Source organism: Cystobacter fuscus (genome assembly GCF_044360685.1).
Taxonomy (GTDB): Bacteria; Myxococcota; Myxococcia; order Myxococcales; family Myxococcaceae; genus Cystobacter; species Cystobacter fuscus_C.
Genome location: NZ_CP043491.1, coordinates 4,109,303 through 4,131,053, shown reverse-complemented (window position 1 = coordinate 4,131,053; position 21,751 = coordinate 4,109,303). Strand labels below are relative to the sequence as shown.

Sequence of the window (21,751 nt, the reverse complement as noted above, 5' to 3'; positions counted from 1 at the left end):
TTCAAACCTCCTCGTCAGGCAAGAGGGCGAGGAGCAGCTCGTCGTCGGGACCGAGCGGGCGCCACCCGGGCGGCGGCGGCGTGGCGAAGAGCACATCGCTGGCTAGATCGACGCGCTCCCTATGACTTTCCGGGGTATAGGCAAACCAACAACCAAGCACCTTGGCGACCTTGAAACGGTTTGCATCATCCAGCACGGCCGGCCAACCGTCGGGAAGTCCCTCGGAAAACTCGCGCACGAACACATCCCGCACGAATCGAGTGATCCGCTTGCGTCGCTCCGCCTCATCCAACAACCCGCTCAACACCTGCACCGCGGCCACGTCGCCCTTGCCAAGCTCCTCGGCCAGAATATACAGCGGAATGGCGGGGCGTGCCTCGGCGAAGGCGGTGAGCGAATCGTAACCCCGCTCGCGAACCCGCTCGTACAGGCGGACCCTCCAGTGGCCCTGCCAGGCATGGCCATCACTCATCTTCCGCTCCAACGCGTGAAGTTCATTGGGATCTGAGAATCCCTCATGTTCTTCGCGACGATGTCCAGGATCTCATCTCTCGTCAACATCCGGCCAGTCCTCGCCTCGGCTTTGTACAGCGCGCGCATGATCTTCTGGTTCCACTCTCCAAGCCATTGACGGCCCAGGCGCCAGTCTCCACCACCGTGAATTGCCTCGTGGCTTGCCTGCTCCATCCTGACGCAGAACTGATCGATACTCATTTCTCCGGTGAAGCCGCGCTTCTCGAACCACTCGCGGAACTCTCTCGGCAGGACGTGGTGCCGCGGTGCCTCGGCCATTCCCGCCCCCGCTCTGCCAGTCTGACGCATGGCACGCACTTCGGGCCCATCACCGAGCGCTTCGCGCACACCCCGTGGCAGTTCCTGGCTCGATTCGGCCATCATCACCTGGCCGGCGTGAATCCGGACGGCGGCACTGGCGACGGAAATGGAGAGGACACCCGCCCGCACGAGCTGGTGCATCATTTCCACCCACCCGGCGGAGACCACGATCCGCGTGCCCATCATCACGCCGCCAGAGCCCATCGCGAGACCCATGCCGAGCGAGGCGGGAGCAGCCGGCGGCAGCCGTGGTAGCGACATCTTCATCGCCGATAACAGGGTGAGCATCTCGAGACTCTGCGCCACCGCCACGAATCTCCTGCCGCGCTCTTCCGCCTCGCGCACGGCCTTACGGGTCGCGTCGAACTCGCCGGTGAGATGGCCTATCAACGCGGGGAGGTCGGCCGCCGCTGCCTCGACCTGCCCTGGTTCCCGGGAGGAAAGCGCCGTCATGGCGGGCTCAATCATCTTCTGCAACTGGCCCAGGTCCACGAACAGCCTCTCTACACTGTAGAAGGGGCACTGCTGAAGTACGACGTCAGCGAGGTTCAGGAAATCGAGCCATGCGGCAAGCAGGATGGCTCCCGACATGGCGGCCTCGAGCCGTGGTCCGGAGAGGCGCAGGATGGCCAACTCCATGCCCGGATCATCCACCGCCGAGGCGGTGCTGGACAGACTGGTGGCGGCGGCCAGCTCGGCCTCAATCCATCGCAGTTGACGTTCGCCATGGACGACATAGGGGAAAAAGAGGCCAGCGGATCGGCCAGCGATGCCCAGCTTGCTGGCCTTGAGCCTGGAGAGCGCATCGGAGAGGCGGCGAGTGGAGCCCGACACGTCGAGCACAGCACCGAGGACCGCCTGGTGCGTCAGGGTCGCGCTCCGCCGCTCGAGTTGAATGTCCGTGCTCCCAACGGCGCCCTCCACACCGACAGGGCCCATCCCCGTCATGGGCACACGATCGGCTCCGCGACGGCGCGGCCGCTCCGACGTCTCGGGTTCCGGCGGAGACGGAGGGGAAGAGGCGAAGGCGCGCGGAGGCGCAACGCTCGGCCCGGCCAGGTGTGTCGTGGAGCGCAGGCTTCGTCCCAGGCCCGGCGGGGGCCTCACCGACACGCAACCGGTGGACAACAAGGCCATGGCGAGCACCAGGCCCGTCCACCCAACACGCAACGAGACAGCGTGCATCATCCCTCCTCAGCACCAGGCCCTTCACGGCAGCCTCCATGCCGCGGCTGAGGAGCCAGTGGTCACCCATTCCACCACGGTTGGCGAGGCCCACGTCCACCAAGAGCCACCGTGAGGCGCCAGCACCCGGCATCCGGGGGCTGGGAGTGAGCGTCAGGCGTCCTGGAACGTCGGCAGCTCCACGCAGAAGAAGGAACCACGGCCCGGCTCGTTGTGCACGGACATCTCGCCGCCGAGCGCGGTGACGAGGCGATGGCACACCGCCAGCTCCAGGCCCGTGCCCACTCGCGAGGGCCGGGGGGCGACGAACGGCTGGAAGACCCGCTCCGGGTTCTCCGCGGGAAGGCCTCTCCCCGCGCTCATCTCCACGACGACCCGCGAGGCGTTGGACATCCGCACGGAGAGCTGGAGCGGCATCGGCACCTCCCCTTCCAGCGGAAGCTCACGGGCCGCGTGGGTGAACAGGTGTTGGAACACCTGGTGCAGCCGAGCCCGATCGCTCCGCACCCGCGGCACCGCGTGCAACACCGACACCCACCGCGCCCGGCCCTCACCCTCGAGCGCCGCCTTCTCCATCGCGCCGCGCAGGGTGGCCACGACGTCCACCGGGCCGTCCTCCAGGTCCGCCGGCACGGAGAGCCTCTCGAGGTCCTCCGCGATGCGGCGGATGCGCTCGGCCACCTGGCGCGCATCGGCGAGCGCCTCGCTCATCCTCACCTGCTCCTCCGGGCAGCTCGCCCCCGACAGCCCGAGCTGCAACTGGACGTAGTCGATGTTGCCCAGGAGGATGGTGAGCGGATCGCTCAGCTCATGACTCAGTCCCACCGAGAGCTGGTGGAGCGCTCCCCACCGCTCGGCGGAGATCCGCCGCGCCTGCGCGACCTGCAACTGCCGCAACTGCTCGCCGAGCCGCGCGTTGGCCAGCTCCAGCTCGGACGTCCGCTGCCGGACCGCCTTCTCCACCTCGGCGTTGCGGCGGCGCGTCTCGCTCCCGTCCTCCACCGCTCGCGGGAACCCGGCACCGGGGCTCACGGGCGTCCACCGCGCGAACTCGCCCAGGCCCATCCCCTCCTCCTCCCACCCATACGCCCGGCGCAGCGGCTGCCCGTGCAGCGTCGCCCAGACCCCCATCAGGCTCACCCCCATGAGGCAGACACTGGCGACGAACGTCGGTTGGCGGGAAAGGGCGCTCGCGCTGGCCACCAGGACGGCCCCCATCGCCGCGACCACCAGCACCTTGGATTGCATCTTCATCGGGCCGACCTCTCGTGCGAAGAACCCTCCCGAGCATTGCGAGTGACATGCCAACCCTTCCTCCCCTGGGGCGCCGTCCACGGACGAGGGAGGACCGGTTGTGGCGTTCCGCCTCACTCCCGAGCGCGAGCCCGCACCGCCACCCGGGTTTTCCGAGGGGCGCCCCCGGCTCGCGTCGCCCGGTGACCCTTCAAGACGTGGCTGTAGCGATCCGCCACGATGTCCCTGTGTGCTGGCTTCACGCGCCACCCCACTCGAGCCACCAGGCGCCAGATCTCCGGGTCGGACACCGCTCGGGCCGGAGCATGGGTTCCACGCTCCTCGCGTTTGTCCACCCTGTCCTCCAAGGTAAGACTTCAGGGTGATTCGACGACCTGCCCCGACAGCGCTGCGCTCGCTTCCTTCCCGGGTCGCGTGTCCGGGAGGGGGCCGTTCGGGGAAGTTCCGGCGGGACAAGAAACGCTGCGCGTAAGACTTACCGCCCTCGAGGGCGAGGGGGACGGCCTCCACGTACCAAGCGCCCGAGATTCCAGGCGACTGGCGGTGAGGTGCCATTGGCACGGCGAATGCTCATACCTCTTTCAAGAAGGCAGCGGGGCAGGACGGGCGGCCGGGGTGGTGGGGCGGAACGGGGCAGGACGGGCGGGTGGGCGGGTCGGGTGGCGGGTCGGGGAGTGGGGCGGGTCGGGGTTGGACGGGCGGGTTGGGCGGGACGGGTGGCGGGTCGGGGGCGAAACCAGGGGGAGTTCGTCGGGGAGGAGCTGCTGGGGGCGGCTCCTCCCCGATTCTTTTTGGGGGCTTCGGGACCCGTCGTTCCGGACCTACAGCGCCTAGCACGGCACTAGTAGGAGTCCTCAGGACCACGGGTCTCCCATTCTCGCTCATGACCGGAGCAGCCCCGATGCCCAAGGCTTATAGCTATTTGCGGTTCAGCACCCCCGAGCAGATGAAGGGGGACAGTTACAGGCGGCAGACCGCACTGACCCAGGAGTGGCTGGCGAAGAACAAGGACGTGGAACTGGGGGAGCTGACCTTCCACGACCTGGGGGTGTCCGCCTTCCGGGGGAAGAACGCCGAGACCGGGAAGCTGGGGGAGTTCAAGGCCGCTGTGGAATGCGGCATGGTCGAGCGCGGCTCGTTCCTCCTGGTGGAATCCCTGGACCGGCTCAGCCGACAGACGGCCCGGAAGGCCCAGCGGCTCCTGGAAGACCTCTGCGAACTGGGCATTACCGTGGTCACGCTGAGCGATGGCCGGACCTACCACCAGGAACTTCTGGAGAAGGAGCCCTTCTCGCTCATCATGAGCCTCGTGATCTTCATCCGGGCCAATGAAGAGAGCGCCCGGAAGTCGGGCCTTCTTCAGGCCGCGTGGACCGGAAAGCGCGAGCAGGCCACTTCCAAGCCCATGACGGCGAAATGTCCGGGATGGCTTCGGCTGAACCGGAACACGGGGAAGTGGGACGTCATCCCGGAACGGGCCGCCGTCATTCAGCGGGTCTATCGGGAGACCCTGGAAGGCCGGGGGCAACGGGCCATCACAGCGGGATTGAACCGCGATGGAATCCCCCTGTTCGGCAAGGCGGGCCGCTGGCACCGTTCCTACACGTACCGGCTCCTGAACAACCCCGCCGTGATGGGAACGTTCACCCCGCATACCTCGGACTGGAAGGACGGGAAGCGGCTCCGCAAGCCCATTCAACCCCTGCCTGGATACTTCCCCGCCATCGTGGACCCCGAGACCTTCCAGCGGGTCCAGGCCATGAGCCACGGTAGGTCAAGCCCTGCTCGGGGCTCCAATGCGGGAAGGGACGTGCAGAACATCTTCGGAGGATTGCTGGCGTGCCCTCGCTGTGGCGCTCGGATGAACATGATCAACAAGGGGGTGAACAGCAGGCGCTACGTGGTTTGCCGCCGTGCCCGGGCGGGCATGGGATGCCCCTATGAGTCCGTGCCCTACGAGACCCTCAAACAGGCGCTCTTGCATGATGCGGAAGCCCTCCTTTGCGACCCACGCGCGGGAGGCGCTGAGGGGGATTCCGTGCAGGCCCAACTGGACTTGGCGGCAAACACGCTGGAAGCCGTGGAGGACTACCTCGCGCACCTCTGGGAGACTCATAGAACCAACCGGCTCCAGAGCATCCTGGGGGAGATCAAGGAGACAGAGGCGGAACGCGAGGTCTTGAGGAAACGAATCCGGGAACTGGCAGCCCGCCGGGACGTGGTGTTGGGGCCTTTCGTGGAGCGTCGCGCTCAAGAGGCCCTGGAAGCGCTCCGTGCGGAGCCCATGGACCGGAAGCGGGTCAACGTCCTGATCCGGAGCCTCTTCACCCGCGTGACGGTCAACCATGACCGGGGAACCCTGGAGTTCGTCTGGAAGGGAGGCGGATGCTCCAGTGTCCTCTACGCCTTTCCCAAGGACTCCGCCGTAGCCGCCTGACCACGGACCGCCCGCCCCAGCCACGCCAGCCGCTGGGGATGCCCTCCAGGGCCTCTGGCTGGCCGTAGGAGCCGCGTTGGAGCGTGGCGGGTCCGTCTGACCGCCCGCAGCTCCAGGAGCCTCCCAGGGCCTCTGGCGAGCCGGACCGATGGAGCCCCGAGAGGGCCCCATGGGTCACGCCCTGGAGTACCTAATGGGCAATAGAGGGCTTCCACTCGGTCAGGAACAAGTCCCCATCATCCCGGGACTCATGAGCCGCGACCGCGTTATGCGGAGCCCAGAGAAACGCCGGGTTGACCTCCCGCCTGATAACGCCCTGAAGCAGGCCCATCCGAGCCCCCAGGAAGGACAACGTGGCGGAGACGCAGTGGAAGACATCCCCCTGCCCTCCCACGTCCAGGTAGCCGTAAAGCCCAGTGTCCGTCAGAAGCTGGGCACCCCGGAGAGTGAGGTTGAGGGCGGACAGTTCCCGCCCGAGGCTGACCACCTTGGGGCCGACTTCCTCGGGTTCGTCGGGCTCGCTGGCCTCGGGGCTTCCGACCTCTTCCGGAGTCGTCACCTCGGGGTTTGTGGGCACTTCAGGAGTCTTCTTCCTACTGCGGGGCATGCGGTCCGTCCTTTCCTCTTCCGGGGCCTACCTGCCCAGTAACTCATAAACTACGTAGCTTATGAACTACCTAGACCATGTAGCACATAGGCTACGTATCTCTTGAGCTACTTTCTCCAATTAGCCCGAGTGGGATGACCCTACCCTTCGGATTAACTTGGTCCAGGGCCCTTGTGGAGACCTGACGAGTCACGTAGTTCATGAACTGTGTAGCTCAAGAGCAACCCTGCGTAAGCCCGCCCCGTGCCCACGAAAGCAGGGAAGCCCCCTACAAAGCGCGGTCGTTCGGAGGTATGGACCCGAGGCCCGACGGCCCGTGCCATCAAACGGGAGCTACGGCTTATCGGGCAGCGACTCCGCGAACTGCGGTTAGAGCGTGGACTCACTCAGGAACAAGCAGCCGAAGCAATCGGCGTCCACCCCAAGCACATGATCAAGATGGAGCAAGGGGGCGCGAACTTCACCATGGCGACGCTCGTAGCGGCAGCACTGGCCTACAAGGTTCCTTTGCGCGATCTGTTCCCCGAGGACGAAAAGGGCTCCTAAGCCGGTGGTTCACCTTGGCGACCTGTAGGGACTAGACCGGGCAGAGGGGCGCCTAGCTTGTAGGGCATCACCAATAGGAGCAGCTCCGACTCTGCGAAGTCTGGGGTATCCACCCAGCCACCGGAGGCAGCATCTCAGGGATTCTTAAGTCCTTGAAATTACTGTGATGGTAGACCCCCACTAGTAGAAGCCGTAGGTGTCACCTAGAGATATAGAGTACGCCAGAGACCCTAGGTGTACGCCAAGCGCGCCAAGTGTACGCCAAGCGCGCCATCAGGGAACCGAGAGGGCACGCGGGGTTTAGTTCTTCATAGCTGAATCCCTTGACTCTTCCTCACTAACCAGCCTCACCAAGTCCAATCCCCTTGTGGGTGGATTCCTGGTGGGGCTGGTTTTTTCGTTCCCCAGGGGGAGCATTGAAGGGCCCCCGGGAGCACCGGAGGGGAGCCGAAAGGGACCGCGCACCGGGCACCGGAGCGGACCCCAGAGCCCTGAGAAGCCCCGGGAGACGCAAGCCGCTATCTCACGGGCTTCCGAGACCCTTGAAGGGCCTCCGAAGAGGTTGAACGCTCCGGAAGGGCCTCCGAAGAGGTTGAACGCTCCGGAAGGGCCTTCTGTTTGGGCCCCTCGTCCATCCGAGCGATTGGTCGCAGCAGTCCGATCACACTCTTGCGGAGTTCTTCCAATCGCTCCTGCTGCGCAAAAAGCCCAGCGTAAGCCTTCTTCGATTCCGGGATTTGTGCGCCTATGGAGCCGTAAGAGAGATAGTGCGCATACAGCTCACCCGAAGTGCGCATCTTTTCCCACTGTACCCAAAGCTCCGTGAGCAGACGTTCTTCCTCCTCATCGAGGAAAACGGTTGCCAAGTCGCGCGCATCACTGAATGCCTCCATGTCCGCCTTGGCCAGCTCAAGGCGCTCAGAGAAGCGGGCATAGAACTCCGCTTCCCTAGAGACCTCTTCGACATCCTCATCCTCTTGGTTCTCGCCTCGTTTCTTGGCTTCCGCAGGGCTCCGAAAGAGGGGATTCCCGATGAACAACAGGGCATCAATGAACCGTAGTGCTGAGTTCAGCGCCTTGGCTGCTGTAGTAGCCCGCTGTTCGGCTTTTTTCTGTTCCTTCCACTTGGCGAGTTCGCGCGGGATAAGCCTGATGGCCCCATAGACGGCCACAGAAGCACCTGCGACCGCTGATAAACTTGACGCGATGCTTGTACCAGCCCTGATGATTTCATCGGCACTCATACGCCTCCCTCGTAGGCTAATGCGCCGTAGCTCAGCTGCACTTCCAGGCTAGGGATATGCCGTGGCACGATCGCGTCAAATTCTCGTACACGCCGGTTTGTGCCCTTGTCGCTCTAGCGGACTCAGCAACACCCCCACGGCATCCCGCTCCGCTTCCGCGTGTTCCACCCGCGCAGCTAGGTAGCGCATCCGGGCCCCTCACTCCCCACAAACTTCCCACCGAACCCAGAGGGCACTGCCCAGAGCCCTCGCGAAGGCCATGGAAGTGTCCAGGAGCGCCGGAAGGGCCTTCCCTGCTACCCCGGCCCCGAAAGAGGCCCGGCGGTGCACATGGAGGGCATCGTTAGGGCCCGGCAAAGAGACAGCAGGGGAAGAGATTAGGTCCCCATTCCCCTCATGCGCTTCCTCTTCTTCCTCTTCGGCTTCCGAGCGTCCGAATCCATCTTCCATCGGAGCGTGCGAAGCACAGTTGCGTCCCGCTTAGTAGGGGCCTCTGCTGGGAGGTGCCTTTTGAGGCGAGCAGCGTGCAGTTTGGCCACATGCTCGAAGTACACAGCGGGCGGTATGCACCTCATCCGGTACATCAACCACGCTTCAAGCACGCGAAGATAGTGCTGAGGAGCAGGTGCGATGATGCTCGCGAGTTTGACCCCGAAGGACCAAACCACCACGCAGACCCCCAGGACAACGCTGGGCGCTTCGATGAATCCCCAGAGGCGCCCCTCCGGGAGTTTCAAGAGGGGGAAGAGAAGCTGCGCAGTGACTGCCGCACCCACACCACCCACACCACCCACAGCCAAGTGCGGCAAGTTACGCCCCCTGAGTGCGAGGGCGATCTTCTGGATCCCGAAGGATTCCGGCTGCTTATCAGCAGGAGGCAGGCTCTGGGCAGAGACCGACCCACCCACCTCTGTGCCACCCACAAACCCCGCCTGCTCTACGGCTTCGCCGAGTCCCGAAGTAGAACTAGGGCTGTTATGAGGTGTGTTCCTCTGGGCCATTGCACGGACTCCTGCTTAAAAATCAGACGCAGGAGCCGCTGTGCCCTCACGAGGGGTGAACGGTGTGTGGTGAGCGGCAGTTTAATAATGGCCCTCTCCAGACCGTGCAACCCCCCCCGGGTAAGCATTAACCTACATAGTAATTACAAGGGGTTAGTAAATCCCCCACAACATCCCGCTCCGCTTCCGCGTGTTCCACTCGGGCAGCTAGGTAGCGCATCCGGGCCCCCTCGGTCCCATCAAGCCCCCTCTGGACTTCCTCAAATGACCTTTCGGTCCTCTGCGCCCCTGCCAACTCCCGCCGCCTGTCAACGCCCATGGACCACCTTCCGACTTTTTGGCTGGAGATTTTCGCGCGGGCATACGCGCCTTCTCGGAACCGGGAGTTTCCCCCCGTGCCCCTGGGGTCCTCTGAGCGCGTTCCGCGTCCCCACCCCATCCCATGGGACGCGCGCTAGGCGCCTCCAGGAACGGACGCGAGCGCGGGAACCAGAAGCGAGCCCAGCGGGGCGCCTGAACGCCAGGAGGGCATCCAAAGGAGGGACCGAAGAAACGGTTCCCCGGAGGGTTTGCGGGCACCGGTTTTTTTGGTATCAGGGGTCCCGAAGTTCCCCACAGCTTCTTTTTGGGGAACCGTCAGGGACGATGACGTTCGGCCACGCGGTAGAGCCGCGTCAGGGAGTAGTCCAGGAGCGCCTGGCGCGAGCGCATGTAGTGACGTGCGCGGACAAAGGGAAACCAGACGCGGTGGCCCACGAGTACCTGGGCTTCCTCGAGCTTCTCGCGCGGAATCCACCGGCCTCCGAGGTTGCGCACCAGCACCTGACCCAGGTAGGCGCCAATGGCGGGCACCGCGTGCGCGTCGATGTTCTCCCGCAGGCGGCTCGTCGGGAACTCCTCGTGCCAGAAGTAGAAGTCGGCCTCCGTGAGGGACTCGGGCGTCGCCTCGAAGACGGAGGGCACCTTCGTGTGCAGCAGGGCCACGAGGTGCTCGGCGAGATAGCGGTAGTGCGCGCACGCGCGCTCCGGGTCCTCCACATCCGAAGGCAAGGCGGAGTCGGCGGGGCGCCACTCCTCGGGCTCGGGAGGTTGCCACGCGTTGAGTTCGGCGATCTTCCGCTGACGCTTGTAGCTGGCGACGTCGTCCACCACGCGCGAGAGGAGCGAAGCCAGAGCCGGGTGGAAGCGGGGCTCCACGGGGGCGAGCGTGGCGCTGCGCTCGCGCAGGGTGCGCAGCACGGTGTCGAAGTCCAGGTCCGGCCGGAGGTGACAGTGAGCACGGGCCTGGGCGAGGCGCGCCTCCTCGCTGGCGAAGTCCGTGACGGTGGGCCTCGTCACCACGAGCACGCCACCATTGGGCAGTTCCTCCACCCTCCAGGCCGGCGTGGACAGCATGCGCTCGCGGCCGACAGACTCCACCAATCTGGAACCAAAGACATTGAGCCAGCACACCTCGTAGATCTTGTCGAAACCGTCCCTGTATTCAGTCTCATCGTCGCGGCCGAAATTGGGAGCGCCCGCCAATGCTCTATCATCGGCACTGTGGGCCATGGCATAGGCAACCGGATAGCGAGAAGCCCATGTGCGCACCATCTCCACGAAGTGGCGGCAACGCTCCACCTCCGAGAAGAAGGAGAGCGGTTTCACGTTGATGAAGACTCCGAGGTTTGGAGGCAACGGTGGAAACCACAGACTGAGCGACATATCCAACGCGGGCCACTTCGTGCGATAGAGCCCGATGGACGTGCTTTTTTCGCCGCGCTGCTCCTCCAGTGCCTTCCAGATGGCAGCGCGGGCATATTTGCGTCGCCGCTTGCCCTCAGCGACATCCGGCAGCCACCCGTTGGCGTACCCATCGAGCGACTGGAGAAGCGGCTCCAACTCGCTCTTCAGCGCCGCTTTCGAGTCGAAAGCAGCATCGAAAATGAGCTTGAGGCTGTCCTCCGGCTGCAAGTCATGCACGCTCAGCGCCTTCATTGGACCAACACCTCCACACCCGGGACCAATTGCCTGGTTTCGTTCACGGCTCTCTTCATGAAGTCTGGATCCCTGGGCTTGAGGTTGCCTCCCTCGTAGATGAGGCGGACCCTCGGGACCTGAACCTCACTGCCCCCTGGGAAAAGGGACTGGAGGGAGCCTCGGCGGATATTCAGCGTCTCGCCGTACTTCGTCAAAGCTTCCTTCGCATCCGTAACGATCTGCGCCTTCAGATCTTTGTACTTCAGTCCCGACAGGTCGCGGCTCTTGAAGCTGAACGTCTCCACGCGACGTGGTCGCCCGCCAAGCGCACCTTCTTCGATGACGAGCACATCTGTGTAGCGCAGACCAGAATCCAGCTTCCTCACGCCCACCTGCATTTCAACGCGAGGCTTGTCGAAGTCCCCGAGGAAGCGGCGCTGAGCCCGAGGCAGTTTCGCGTCTTCACGCAACAGATTCACCATCAAGCGCTCGAAGGCGAGTCCCCGGGTGAACCCGCCCCACATCCGCTCGTAGGAGGCCCAGCGCAGAGGTCCTTCGACGGCCTTCCCCTGCCCGAGTTCCCCCAACCGCCTCTCGTAATAGGCGACGTACTCACCCCAGCGCGGGTTGCCCTCGGCTCCGGGCGGAGGAGCCTCCAGGGAGGGCCGCTGCCTCTCCAGCACCGCCACGTCCCTGGGCAGACGCGGACCCGTGGCCTCGCTTTCCACCAGTGCCAGCCGGGCCTCCACCACTTCCCGGGTAAGGCCCACCTCCTCGTCCACCAGCGAGGCGATGCCCCCGGAGCGTTCCGCGGCACCACTCCGCTCGAGAGAGGAGCGTGTGGCGTCGTCCGCCACGGTGGCCCCCTTCCCGGAACTCGCCCCCTTCTCCCCCTTCCCCGCTGGCGAGCCCGTGGCCTCGGGCCGGGCCCGGGCCATCATCGCCTGGGCTCGGGCCACATCTCCCCGCGCCTCACCCAGGGCCAGCGCGGCGTCCATTCCCCCCACCGCCACGAAGTGGCCCGCCTCCCGGCTGGCTTGGAGGTCCCGGGCCAGCGCTCGCACGCCCTCCACCCCCAGCCTCGCCTCCAACTGCCGCACCCGTTCCTTCAGCGCCGTCAGGCGCGGCTTGGACAGGACGCGTGGGCCCCGGCCTCCGGCGTACAGCGCCCCGAGCAACAGGGCCGGTGCCAACTCGCGCGTGGCCTGCTCGTACTGGCCCCGGGACAGCGAGGCCACCCCCTGCCCCGTCCCCAGCACCAGGTAATAGAAGCCCAGCGGCACGCCGAACGTCACCGCGTCGAAGCTGCCCACCGCCACGCTTCCCGGACTGAAGTGCCGCAGCGCCAGGGCCCGCTCCACCTCGTACGCGGCCTCCTGATAGGGCGCGGGCAACTGCTTCCACCGCGCGGACAATTCGCTGTACCGCCCGCCATCACTCATCGGGCTGGTGGCGAGCACGTCCCGCGCGGCGCGGCCCAGTCCCCGCAGCACGTCACCGGGCCGCTCGGCCCGCTCCGGATGGGCCGACAGCGGCAGGCCTCGCCGCTCCAGTTCCTCGCGCACGGCGGGCATCAGCCCCAGCGTCTGGCCCAACTGCTTGTCCCGGGCCAGCAGGCGCAGCAGCGCGCGCACCTCGTCGTCATGGGCCGAGTGCAGCACGAAGAGGGCGAACACCTCCGCGTGGTAGTGCCCATAGCGCTCGGTGGCCTCGAGCAGGAAGGCGGCGCGCTTGCGGGTGAGGAGGTCGGCGGCGTCCGCGCGCACGGGCCCGAGCGCACCCAGCCGCACGGCGCTCCAGCCGTCCAGGGCCTCCACCAGCCGGGGCATGTCCACCCGCTCCTGCAACGCCACGTAGTCCCCGGGCGTGGCACATCGCAGCAAAGGGGCCAGCAACGCCTCGGCATCTCCCGCGGACAGCTCGGGCCACCCCGCAGGCAGAGCCTGCTCTCCACACGCGACAGCTTCTCCCGAGGCTGCGCCGGACCCGCCTGTCCCCCCGGCCAGCACGAGCGGAGCACTCGTGGCGCACCCCGCCAGCACGACGACGGCCAGCAGCAGCAACGCCACCCCGCCGCCTCGCGTCGTGACAGAAGCCCTCACGGGCACCCCCGAGGGCACTTCAGCGCCGCAGCAGCACGGAGGCGGCCGACACGGGGGGCGGCTCGACGGCGGAGCCCTTGCGGCGCTGCTCGGGCGCGTCCAGGAAGGTGCCGAGCAGCACCCAGCGCCGTGCGTCCTCGTCGCGGCCCGGCCGGGCCATGAGCGGCGTGGTGTAGTGCCAGAAGGGCAGCCGGTACACGGTGATGCCGCCCAGCGTGTTCACGCTCTTCATCTCCGAGAAGTGTCCCTTCTTCGAGTAGATGAGCCACTGGTGCGCCACCGCGGGCGTGGCGAACGTGAGGTGCATGTCCACGTAGCCGTCGCGTGCTTCCTCGTCCTCGGGGTGGTGATCGTTGTGCGGCCCGGCGTAGTCCCCCGGGCCGTAGCACAGCACCTGGATGCCCCACTTGCGCCGCAGCGGCCGGCCACTCACCGCCGCCGCGAACGCCGCGAAGCTGTCCGAGCGCATCATCTCCACCAGCCCCACCCGCTCCGCGGCCGCATACGAGCGCGAGCGCCGGCTCTCCAGCATCGCCGTGCTCACCCGCACCGTCTTGGGCAGGAGCTCCTCGTAGTTCTCCGTCATCCCGAGGATGCTCTCGGGGGGGATGGGGTCCTCCATGGGCGAGAGCGTGCCCGGCAGCGCCGCCTCCAGCGCGTCCCGGCAGGCCGCCGCCTTGCGCGCGTCGATCACCCCGTTGAGCGCCACGAAGCGCTGGCCCGGTTTGAGGAGCGCGCCGCACGCCTCGTCGTCCCGGCCCTCCAGGATGCGCCGCCCCCGGGGCGTGAGCAGATCCGCGAACTGCGCGGGAAAGGTCTTCATGTCACCCGTCTCTTCCGTGCCAGCTCCACCAGCGCCGGGCCAATCTCCCCCAGCGGCAGCACCCGGCTCACCGCTCCGGTGGCCACCGCCTCCTGGGGCATTCCGTAGATGACCGCCGTGCGCTCCGACTCCGCCCACACCTCGCCGCCCGCCTTGCGGATGCTCTTGGCGCCCAGGGCCCCATCCGAGCCCATGCCCGTCAGTACCACACCCACCGCCTTGGAACCGAACACCTCGGCCATGCTCATGAAGAGCCGGTCCACCGAGGGCGCGTGCTTGTCCTGCATCGTCGGCGGCGGTGTGCCCAGCGTGTACTGCCCGCCCTGCCGGTACACCACGAGCTGCCGTCCACCCGGGGCGATGAAGACATGGCCCGGCTGGAGCGTGTCGCCCTCCTGCGCCTCGCGCACCGTGAAGGGGCCCAGCCTGTCCAGGCGCTCGGCGAAGGCGCGGGTGAACTGCTTGGGCATGTGCTGGCACACCAGCAGGCTCATCGACGGCTCGGGAGAGAGCGACTCCAACAGCCGCTGCACCGCGGGCGGTCCCCCCGTGGAGGCGCCCACGCCCACCACGAACGAGGGCTCCAGGGGAATGACGCGCGTGCGGCGCACCACGGGCTGAAGCTCCGCGCGCACCCGCCGCGCGGCGTGGACCTTCTCCTGCAGCTCCCGGCGCAGCCGCTCCAGCGCGTCGGGCGTGGGCTTGGAGGGCTTGGCGATGAAGTCGAAGGCGCCCAGCTCCAGCGCCTTGAACACGTCCGCCTTGTGCGCGTAGCTGGAGATGACGATGACGGGCGTGGGCGCGGCGCTCTTGAGCAGGCGCAGGAAGGAGTAGCCGCCCAGCCGCGGCATCTCCAGGTCCAACGTCACCACGTCCGGGTGCAGCGCCATCACCTGGCGCAGGCCCTCGTTGCCGTCGGCGGCGGTGCTCACCACGCGCACGTCCGGCGAGGACTCCAGCAGCTGCGTGAGCAGCCGGCGGTTGGGCGCCGAGTCGTCCACCACCAGGACCTTCAGGGGCTCCTCGGCGCTCATGTTCCCCCTCCCCCGCCCAGCTCGGGCCTGCGGTAGACGAGATCCCCGCGCAGGTGCACCAGCTCGAAGTCGGCGCTCAGGTTGATGAGGTTCTCCGAGTGTCCCAGCATGAGGTAGCCGCCGGGCACCAGCTTGTCGTAGAGCAGCCGCAGCACGCGCTGGCGCGCGGGCGCGTCGAAGTAGATGAGCACGTTGCGGCAGAAGACGGCGTCCACGCGCGCGCTCAGGGGGACGGCGTCCACGTCGCGCAGGTTGTGGTGCCCGAAGGACACCATGGCGCGCACGTCGTCGCGCACGCGCACGCGGTTGGGCCCCACGTGGACGAAGTAGCGCGCGAGCTTGTCCGGGGACGTGGAGCGCAGGGCACTCGGTCCGTACTCGCCCTGGCGCGCCACGTTGAGCACCCGGCGGGAGATGTCCGTGCCGTGCACCTCGAGCTCCCACCCCTCGAAGCGCCCGCTCTCCAGGAGGAGCATGGCCACGGTGTAGGCCTCTTCCCCGGACGAGCAGCCCGCGGACCAGATGCGCAGGCGCCGCGAGCGCGCGTTGCGGCGCTCGAGCACCGGCAACACCTCCTCGGAGAAGGCCTTGAGCTGGCGCGGCTCGCGGAAGAAGTACGTCTCGTGGGTGGTGAGCGCCTCGACGGCCGTCTCCAGCTCGGAGCGGCGCTGGGCGTCGAAGCGCAGGTAGCGGTAGTAGGTGCTGAAATCCGTCAGGCCCAGGGCTTCCAGCCGGGGCCACAACCGGCGCTCCATGACGTACTTCATGTCGTCGCGGACCAGGATGCCGCAGTAGGCATACACGAAGTCCCGCAACAGGCGGAACTCCTCCGCGGTCATCTCCGGCCTGCCTGTATCGAAAGGCATCACCCGCGCGGTCCTCCCCCCTTCACTCAACGTCCCGACAAGCGTTCCACCGCGTCCACCAACGCCCGGCGAGCCAGCGCATCCGACTCGGACACCAGCGCGTTCATCAGCTGCGGCAGCAGCCGCTCCTCGCGGGAGTCCGCCAGCAGCCGGGCCGCCGCGGCGCGCACGTCCCAGTGGGCATGGCCGAGCAGCCCCAGGGCCAGGGCCTCGCCGCCCCCGGAGGCCGCGCCCGCCAGCAACGCCGCCTTCACTACCTCGTGGTCCTCATGTGCCACCGCGTGTTGGATGACCTCGTCGCGCAGCACGCCCAGCCGCGCCAGTGAGCGCACCGCCCGGAAGGCGATGGCTCCGTCCGGATGCCGCACCAAGGCCTCCAGGTCCTCCGCGAGCGCCACCGCTCCGCACTCCCCCACCGCCTCCAGGGCGGAGAGCCGCACCTCCAGCGCGTCATCGGCCAGGGCCCGTCGCAGCAGCGGCGCCAGGGAGACATCCCCCACCTGGCCGAGCACCCGCACCGCGGCGGCACGCACCCGGGGAGCCTCGTCCACCAGCGCCACGCGCGCCAGCTCCAGACCCCCGGAGGGATCCACCGCGGCGAGCACCTCCACGGCGGTGGCGCGCAGGGGCACGGACGCCTCCCGGGCGATGCGCCGCACCAGGGGGAGCTGGGCCGTGCCGCCCACGCGCACCAGGGCATTGAGCACCACGGGCTGCGCCCCCTGCTCCAGGGACGTCTGCAGCACCTGGAGCACCTGCGCGCGAAAGCCCACCGACAGCGCCACCAACGCGCGAGCGGCCACCCCGGCGAGCTCCGGGTTGGACAGGAAGCCCGCCAGTGGCTCCACGGCTTCCAGCGCCCCCGTGCGTCCGAGCGCCCGCGCCGCCACGCCCTTCAAGTCCACCTCGCCCCAGTCGAGCATCTGGACGAGCTCGGGCACGAAGGACTCGTCCACCATGTCCACCAGGACCTGCCCGGCCGCCTCGCGCGCCGGGAAGGACAACCGGTCCATGCTCGCGAGCAACTCGCGTCCCGTCTCCGGGCCGAAGCACGCGAGCGTGCGCATGACCTCGGGCACCAGCCGCTCCTCCTGGGCCACCTCCGCCACCAGGGGCGCCAGCCGGGGCTCGCGCAGGGAGGCCGCGGCCACGAGCGCGCCGGCCTTCACCTCGATGTCCCCGGCCTCCAGCGCGCTGGCCACCCAGCTCACCGCCCCGAGCAGCCGCCGAAGCGCCTCGCCCACGGCCGCGTACATGGCGGGGCGCGCGCCATCCACCATCCGCGCGGAGTGCTGGCCGAGCGCCACGAGCGCCGCCTCCCGGGTGGAGCGCGACTCGGACGCCGCCAGGCCCCGGCACACCAGGCCCACGACCTCGGTGCGCTCGATGAGGCCCAGCACCCGGTAGGCGCTGCGCTTGAGCAGGGGGTTGTTGAGCAGGGGCACCACCTCGGCGAGCGGGGGCGGATGGCGCAGCGCCGCGAGCGACTCCAGGGCGCTCAGGCGCAAGAGGGGCTCGGGATTGGACAGCACGCGCTCGAGCGCGAACGACGCGCCGCGTCCCCCCACCCGGCCCAGGGCCTCCGCCGCCGCCACCCGGACGTTGAGATCCCCGTCCTCCAGCAGCACGGCCACCAGCGCGCCCTCGGCGCCCGGCAGCGCGAGCTGGCCGAGGATGTCCGCTGCGAACTTGCGCAAGTCCGGATCCGCGTGCCCGAGCAGGTGCACCAGGGGCTGCACCGCCGACACCCCCATGCCCGAGAGGGCCTCCGCCGCGGCGTTGCGCGCGCCCGTCTCGTCGCGCTCGCCCAGCACGGCGATGAGCCGCTCCACCACGGCCCCGCGATCCGGCACCCGCACGAGCCCATCGGCCGCCGCGCGGCGCACCCGCCAGCTCTCGTCGTGCAGGCCGGTCACGAGCTCCTCCCGGGTCTCCGGACGCGACACGTCCAGATCCAGCAGGGCCCGGTAACGCACCTCCTCGGCGTTCCGTCCCTCCTCGCTCATCCGTTCACCCTTCGAGTGGCGTTGGCGTGGGCATTAGACTCGGCCAGCATCTCCGCCAGCAGCAGGGCCTTCACGTCCAGCAGCAGCTTGAGGCGCTCGCCCCCGTGCGCCGAGGCGTCGCGGCCCTCCGGCGCGCCATAGACACCCACCACGAAGGGCGCCGGGCCCACCGCGCCGAGCGCGGGCTTGATGTCACTTCTGCGCAGCCGCACCACCTCGGACACCCGGTCCACGGTGAAGGCCACGCGCCGGCGGCCCAACCAGCACACCAGCAGCCGCGTCTTGGGGGTGTCCACCGGGGAGGGCTGGCCGAGCAGCCGCTTGCGCAGGTCCACCACCGGGAGGATGGCGCCGCGCAGCCGGATGACGCCCTCGATGAAGGGAGGCGCACCGCGCAGGGGTGTGAGGCGCTGGGGTTGGAGGATCTCCTCCACCCGCATGATGTCCACCGCGTATTCCTCGGTGCCCACGAAGAAGGCGCACAGTTGCACGAGCGGATCCCGCTCCGCCGCGGCCTCTTCCTCGGCGCGCGATTGCGTCACGCGGGTGAGGACGTTGATTCGCTGTCTCATGAGAGGGCCTGCCAGAGATCGAGCAGAATGAAGAGTTCCTGTTTGCGCCGCCCGAGCCCCACCACGCAGTCGCGCTCTCCGCCGCCCACGCCGGGCGGAGCCAGCTCCAGCATCGAGGGACGCAGCCGCACCACCTCGTTGACGGCGTCCACCCAGATGCCGGCGAGCCCGTCCGAGGCCTGCACGACGATGATGCGCGTGCCGCGCGGAGGCGTCACGGTGGCGTCCGGACCGGCCACCAGGGGCGCCTTGTCGGCCAGGCGCAGCTTCACCTTGATGTCGTAGACGGGCAGCACCTCGCCGCGCAGGTACATGACGCCCAGCAGGTTGGGCGCGGCGCGAGGCACCTCGGTCAGGGCCGGCACCTTGACGATCTCCCGCACGCCGTGGATGGGGACCGCGTAGAGCTCGCCCTCCAGTTGGAAGGCGAGATACTCCTCGGGCACCTCTTCCGCGACGGGCTCGAGCGACTCATCGGTCCCGGCCACCACTTCCTGGATGAGGCCCACGTCCTCATCGGGGCGGTAGAAGAAGCTGTCGAGCAGGACGGACAAGGAAGGCACGGCGCCCAGAATAGCAGGCCCACGGCCCCGGGAGCGATTCAGGCCCGGCGGCGCTCGGAGCTCATCCCCTCTTCGAGCAGGGCACCCACATCCAGTACCAGCACGGTGCGCCGGTTGGCGAGGTCGGCGGCACCCGAGATCCCCCGCACGCCCTGCAGGCGTCCACCCAGCGACTTGACGACGATGTCCTGCTGGCCCTGGAGCTCGTCCACGGCGATGCCCAGGCGCTCCTGGGCCAGCCCCGCCACCACCACGAAGTAGCGGTCCGCGGGACGCTCGGGGTGGTTGAACACCCGGGCCAGGCGCATGAGCGGCAGCGTGGTGCCTCGCAAGTCCAACACCTCGCGCCGCTCCACGGTGCGGATCTCCGCCGGCTTGACGGAGAGGATCTCCAGCACGCTGTTGAGCGGCACGGCGTAGGTGCGCCCGCTCACCCCCACGACGAGCGCGCGGATGATGGCAAGCGTGACGGGCAGCGTGATGTGGAAGGCGGTGCCCTGTCCGCGCTCGCTCCACACGTCGATGATGCCGGACAGGTTGCCGATGTTGTTCTTCACCACGTCCAGGCCCACGCCCCGGCCCGACAGCTCGGACACGCTGCGCGCCGTGGAGAAGCCCGGCAGGAAGATGAGGTTGAGCAGCTCGCGCCGGCTCATCTCGCGCGCCTGCGCCTCGGTGATGAGGCCCTTGCGCAGCGCGAGCTCACGCACCCCCACCTCGTCGATGCCCGCCCCGTCGTCGCTCACCTTGATGAGGACGTGGTTGCCCTTCTGCTCGGCCTGCAGCGACACCCGGGCCCGCCGGGACTTGCCCGCCGCCAGCCGGGCCTCGGGCGACTCGGCGCCGTGGTCGATGGCGTTGCGGATGATGTGCATGAGCGGATCGCTCAGCTCCTCGACGATGAGCTTGTCCAGCTCCACGTCGCCGCCGCCGATGATGAAGTCGATCTCCTTGCCCACCTCGCGCGCGATGCGGCGCACCAGCCGGGCCAGCCGGTCGAACACCTGACCCACCGGCACCATGCGCGCCTCGAGCAGGCCCTCCTGGAGCGCGTCCAGCTTGCGCTCGAGCTGCCGAGTCTCGCGCGACAGATCCTGGCCCCACATCTTGGAGAGCGTCACCCCGGCATCCACCCGGGCGCTCTCCGCCATGCGCTGCAGGTTCGCCTTGATGAGCAGCAGCTCGCCCACGGTGTTCATCAGCGCGTCCAGGCGGCTGATGTCCACGCGCACCGTCTGCGTCAGGCTGCGCGCCGACTCGCTCTCCGTCTTGGGGCCGCGCGGCGCCACCGGCTCCTCGGTCAGCGTGCGCACCGCGGGCAGGGAGGAGGTGTCGGACGCGGGGAGTGGCGGAGCCACCGGCTCGACGGCGCGCAGGGCGGTGGTCTTCACCAGGGCCGCGTCCGCGGGCGCCACGTCCTCCGCCGGCGTGGACGACCCAGCGCCCGTCTTGGGAGCGCGAGGCTTGCGCCGGGTGGTCTTCTTCGCCGCGGGCGCCTCGACGGGGGGGAGCGCGAGGGGGAGCGGCGCGGCCGGCGCCTGAGGAGCGAGCCCGGCCGGGGCCGCGGCGCTCGGACGGACGGAGAGCGCGAAGAGCTGCGCGGGCGTGCCCTGCAGCTTCGCCGCCAGCTCCGCTTCGGACACCCGGGAGCCGAAGATGAGATCGAACGCGATGCCCGACAGGCCTCCGGGCTCCGACGAGGGCAGCGTGCTGACGACCTCGCCCAGGGGCTTGAGGCGCACGTTGAGCTCGGTGAGCCCGGTGTCGAAGTCGGACAAGTCGAACGCGGCCCGGATGCGGTAGAGCGCCACGCCCCGGCGCACGTTCTCGCGCAGGCGGTGCTCCTCGTACTCGGTGAAGACGGAGCGCACCTGTGGATCCAGCTCCAGCCGGTCGAGCGGATCCTCGTCGGCCGTCGCCGAGGCGGTGCCCAGGTTCGCCAGCCGCTCGCCCAGCGCCTTCACGCGCTCGTTCAAGGCGTCCGAGGACTCCTCGCGCGCGGCCTCCGCCAACAGCGCCTGGAGCACGTCCAGCGACTCGATGAGCAGATCGAGCACCTGGTCATCCAGCGACAGCCGGCCCAGCCGCAGCCGATCCAGCAGATCCTCGGACTGGTGGGCGAGCCGGGCGATGCGCTCCTGGCCGAAGAGCGCCGCCAGACCCTTGAGCGAGTGCGCCGCCCGGAAGATGCCGTTGATGATGTCCGGCTCGGGTTCCACCCCGCGCTGTTGATCCAGCACGAGCAGTTCCTTGCCCAGCGACTCGAGGATTTCCGTTCCCTCGGCGACGAACTCCGCCAGGGCCTTGCCCGCGGAGTTCACGCGAGTTTGAGGTAGCGCCGCACGAGCCCTTCCAGGCTCTGCGGGGAGAAGGGTTTGACGAGATACTCCGCCGCGCCCAGCGCCAGCCCCCGGTCGCGGTCCTTCTCGCGGCCCTCGGTGGTGACGATGAACAGGGGCGTGTCACGCAAGGCGGGGTTCGTCTTGACGAAGCGGATGAGCTCCAGCCCGTTGATGTCGGGCATGTTGATGTCGGTGATGATGAGCGCGAAGGCGTGCTGGGGCAGCAGCTTGAGTGCCTCCAGACCGCTGCTGGTGGCGATGGCCTCCAGCCCCGGGATGGACTCCACCGTCGCGGAGATCAACTCCCGCGAGGCCTTGGAATCCTCCACGATGAGAATCTTGGACGTCATTCGTGCGACCGAGCCTCACATCCTAA

At 68.1% G+C, this 21,751-nt stretch carries 18 protein-coding genes; 2 read left to right on the top strand and 16 right to left on the bottom strand.

Annotated elements, in window-relative coordinates; genetic code table 11:
• Position 1: 1 nt before the first annotated feature.
• The 3 genes from F0U63_RS17000 to F0U63_RS16990 form a co-directional block, all read right to left on the bottom strand.
• Entirely contained in the window at positions 2–472 is a 471-nt protein-coding gene (locus tag F0U63_RS17000; protein WP_395846967.1) for an NUDIX hydrolase, read from the bottom strand.
• A complete protein-coding gene (locus F0U63_RS16995; protein WP_395846966.1) occupies positions 469–1,677 on the bottom strand; it encodes a DUF2380 domain-containing protein in 1,209 nt (402 codons plus the stop codon). Before F0U63_RS16995 ends, F0U63_RS17000 begins: the two co-directional genes overlap by 4 nt.
• Before the next feature lie 495 nt (positions 1,678–2,172).
• Positions 2,173–3,273 (bottom strand): sensor histidine kinase, encoded by a 1,101-nt coding sequence (locus F0U63_RS16990; protein WP_395846965.1) that lies wholly within the window; start codon positions 3,271–3,273, stop codon positions 2,173–2,175.
• 703 nt (positions 3,274–3,976) lie between these two features.
• On the opposite strand from F0U63_RS16990, the gene F0U63_RS16985 reads away from it, so the two are divergent.
• On the top strand, positions 3,977–5,710 hold the full coding sequence (locus F0U63_RS16985) for a recombinase family protein (RefSeq protein ID WP_395846964.1): 1,734 nt from the start codon (positions 3,977–3,979) through the stop codon (positions 5,708–5,710).
• A gap of 190 nt (positions 5,711–5,900) precedes the next feature.
• Here the strand turns inward: F0U63_RS16985 and F0U63_RS16980 are convergent, their stop codons facing one another.
• On the bottom strand, positions 5,901–6,317 hold the full coding sequence (locus tag F0U63_RS16980) for a hypothetical protein (protein ID WP_395846963.1): 417 nt from the start codon (positions 6,315–6,317) through the stop codon (positions 5,901–5,903).
• A gap of 243 nt (positions 6,318–6,560) precedes the next feature.
• Between F0U63_RS16980 and F0U63_RS16975 the strand changes: the two genes are divergently transcribed.
• Positions 6,561–6,863, top strand: a complete 303-nt coding sequence (locus F0U63_RS16975) for a helix-turn-helix transcriptional regulator (protein ID WP_395846962.1) — start codon at positions 6,561–6,563, stop codon at positions 6,861–6,863.
• Between the two features lie 518 nt (positions 6,864–7,381).
• On the opposite strand, the gene F0U63_RS16970 is transcribed toward F0U63_RS16975, so the two are convergent.
• The 12 genes from F0U63_RS16970 to F0U63_RS16915 form a co-directional block, all read right to left on the bottom strand.
• Complete coding sequence (locus F0U63_RS16970) at positions 7,382–8,107, bottom strand: hypothetical protein (protein ID WP_395846961.1); 726 nt, start codon at positions 8,105–8,107, stop codon at positions 7,382–7,384.
• A gap of 377 nt (positions 8,108–8,484) precedes the next feature.
• Positions 8,485–9,108 (bottom strand): hypothetical protein, encoded by a 624-nt coding sequence (locus tag F0U63_RS16965; RefSeq protein WP_395846960.1) that lies wholly within the window; start codon positions 9,106–9,108, stop codon positions 8,485–8,487.
• 636 nt (positions 9,109–9,744) lie between these two features.
• Positions 9,745–11,085, bottom strand: coding sequence for a hypothetical protein (locus F0U63_RS16960; protein WP_395846959.1), 1,341 nt, complete (start codon positions 11,083–11,085; stop codon positions 9,745–9,747).
• Positions 11,082–13,169 (bottom strand): hypothetical protein, encoded by a 2,088-nt coding sequence (locus F0U63_RS16955; RefSeq protein ID WP_395846958.1) that lies wholly within the window; start codon positions 13,167–13,169, stop codon positions 11,082–11,084. The genes F0U63_RS16960 and F0U63_RS16955 overlap by 4 nt, the downstream gene beginning before the upstream one ends.
• A 19-nt stretch (positions 13,170–13,188) precedes the next feature.
• A complete protein-coding gene (locus F0U63_RS16950) occupies positions 13,189–13,992 on the bottom strand; it encodes a hypothetical protein (protein WP_395846957.1) in 804 nt (267 codons plus the stop codon).
• A complete protein-coding gene (locus F0U63_RS16945) occupies positions 13,989–15,026 on the bottom strand; it encodes a chemotaxis response regulator protein-glutamate methylesterase (RefSeq protein ID WP_395846956.1) in 1,038 nt (345 codons plus the stop codon). Before F0U63_RS16945 ends, F0U63_RS16950 begins: the two co-directional genes overlap by 4 nt.
• Complete coding sequence (locus tag F0U63_RS16940) at positions 15,023–15,892, bottom strand: CheR family methyltransferase (RefSeq protein WP_395846955.1); 870 nt, start codon at positions 15,890–15,892, stop codon at positions 15,023–15,025. Before F0U63_RS16940 ends, F0U63_RS16945 begins: the two co-directional genes overlap by 4 nt.
• A gap of 26 nt (positions 15,893–15,918) precedes the next feature.
• On the bottom strand, positions 15,919–17,898 hold the full coding sequence (locus F0U63_RS16935; protein ID WP_395846954.1) for a HEAT repeat domain-containing protein: 1,980 nt from the start codon (positions 17,896–17,898) through the stop codon (positions 15,919–15,921).
• Entirely contained in the window at positions 17,895–18,470 is a 576-nt protein-coding gene (locus tag F0U63_RS16930) for a chemotaxis protein CheW (RefSeq protein ID WP_395846953.1), read from the bottom strand. The genes F0U63_RS16935 and F0U63_RS16930 overlap by 4 nt, the downstream gene beginning before the upstream one ends.
• Complete coding sequence (locus F0U63_RS16925; RefSeq protein ID WP_395846952.1) at positions 18,467–19,033, bottom strand: chemotaxis protein CheW; 567 nt, start codon at positions 19,031–19,033, stop codon at positions 18,467–18,469. Before F0U63_RS16925 ends, F0U63_RS16930 begins: the two co-directional genes overlap by 4 nt.
• Before the next feature lie 38 nt (positions 19,034–19,071).
• Complete coding sequence (locus F0U63_RS16920; RefSeq protein WP_395846951.1) at positions 19,072–21,354, bottom strand: chemotaxis protein CheW; 2,283 nt, start codon at positions 21,352–21,354, stop codon at positions 19,072–19,074.
• Positions 21,351–21,725 carry a response regulator gene (locus tag F0U63_RS16915; RefSeq protein ID WP_395846950.1) on the bottom strand — a complete coding sequence of 125 codons (375 nt, stop codon included), beginning with the start codon at positions 21,723–21,725 and terminating at the stop codon, positions 21,351–21,353. The genes F0U63_RS16920 and F0U63_RS16915 overlap by 4 nt, the downstream gene beginning before the upstream one ends.
• Between the last annotated feature and the right edge of the window lie 26 nt (positions 21,726–21,751).

What these genes read in the sequence shown, in the direction of transcription:
- F0U63_RS17000 (WP_395846967.1), bottom strand. Translation starts at nt 472, where the DNA reads ATGAGTGATGGCCATGCCTGGCAGGGCCACTGGAGGGTCCGCCTGTAC.
- F0U63_RS16990 (WP_395846965.1), bottom strand. Translation starts at nt 3,273, where the DNA reads ATGAAGATGCAATCCAAGGTGCTGGTGGTCGCGGCGATGGGGGCCGTC.
- F0U63_RS16980 (WP_395846963.1), bottom strand. Translation starts at nt 6,317, where the DNA reads ATGCCCCGCAGTAGGAAGAAGACTCCTGAAGTGCCCACAAACCCCGAG.
- F0U63_RS16970 (WP_395846961.1), bottom strand. Translation starts at nt 8,107, where the DNA reads ATGAGTGCCGATGAAATCATCAGGGCTGGTACAAGCATCGCGTCAAGT.
- F0U63_RS16965 (WP_395846960.1), bottom strand. Translation starts at nt 9,108, where the DNA reads ATGGCCCAGAGGAACACACCTCATAACAGCCCTAGTTCTACTTCGGGA.
- F0U63_RS16960 (WP_395846959.1), bottom strand. Translation starts at nt 11,085, where the DNA reads ATGAAGGCGCTGAGCGTGCATGACTTGCAGCCGGAGGACAGCCTCAAG.
- F0U63_RS16950 (WP_395846957.1), bottom strand. Translation starts at nt 13,992, where the DNA reads ATGAAGACCTTTCCCGCGCAGTTCGCGGATCTGCTCACGCCCCGGGGG.
- F0U63_RS16945 (WP_395846956.1), bottom strand. Translation starts at nt 15,026, where the DNA reads ATGAGCGCCGAGGAGCCCCTGAAGGTCCTGGTGGTGGACGACTCGGCG.
- F0U63_RS16940 (WP_395846955.1), bottom strand. Translation starts at nt 15,892, where the DNA reads ATGCCTTTCGATACAGGCAGGCCGGAGATGACCGCGGAGGAGTTCCGC.
- F0U63_RS16935 (WP_395846954.1), bottom strand. Translation starts at nt 17,898, where the DNA reads ATGAGCGAGGAGGGACGGAACGCCGAGGAGGTGCGTTACCGGGCCCTG.
- F0U63_RS16930 (WP_395846953.1), bottom strand. Translation starts at nt 18,470, where the DNA reads ATGAGACAGCGAATCAACGTCCTCACCCGCGTGACGCAATCGCGCGCC.
- F0U63_RS16915 (WP_395846950.1), bottom strand. Translation starts at nt 21,725, where the DNA reads ATGACGTCCAAGATTCTCATCGTGGAGGATTCCAAGGCCTCGCGGGAG.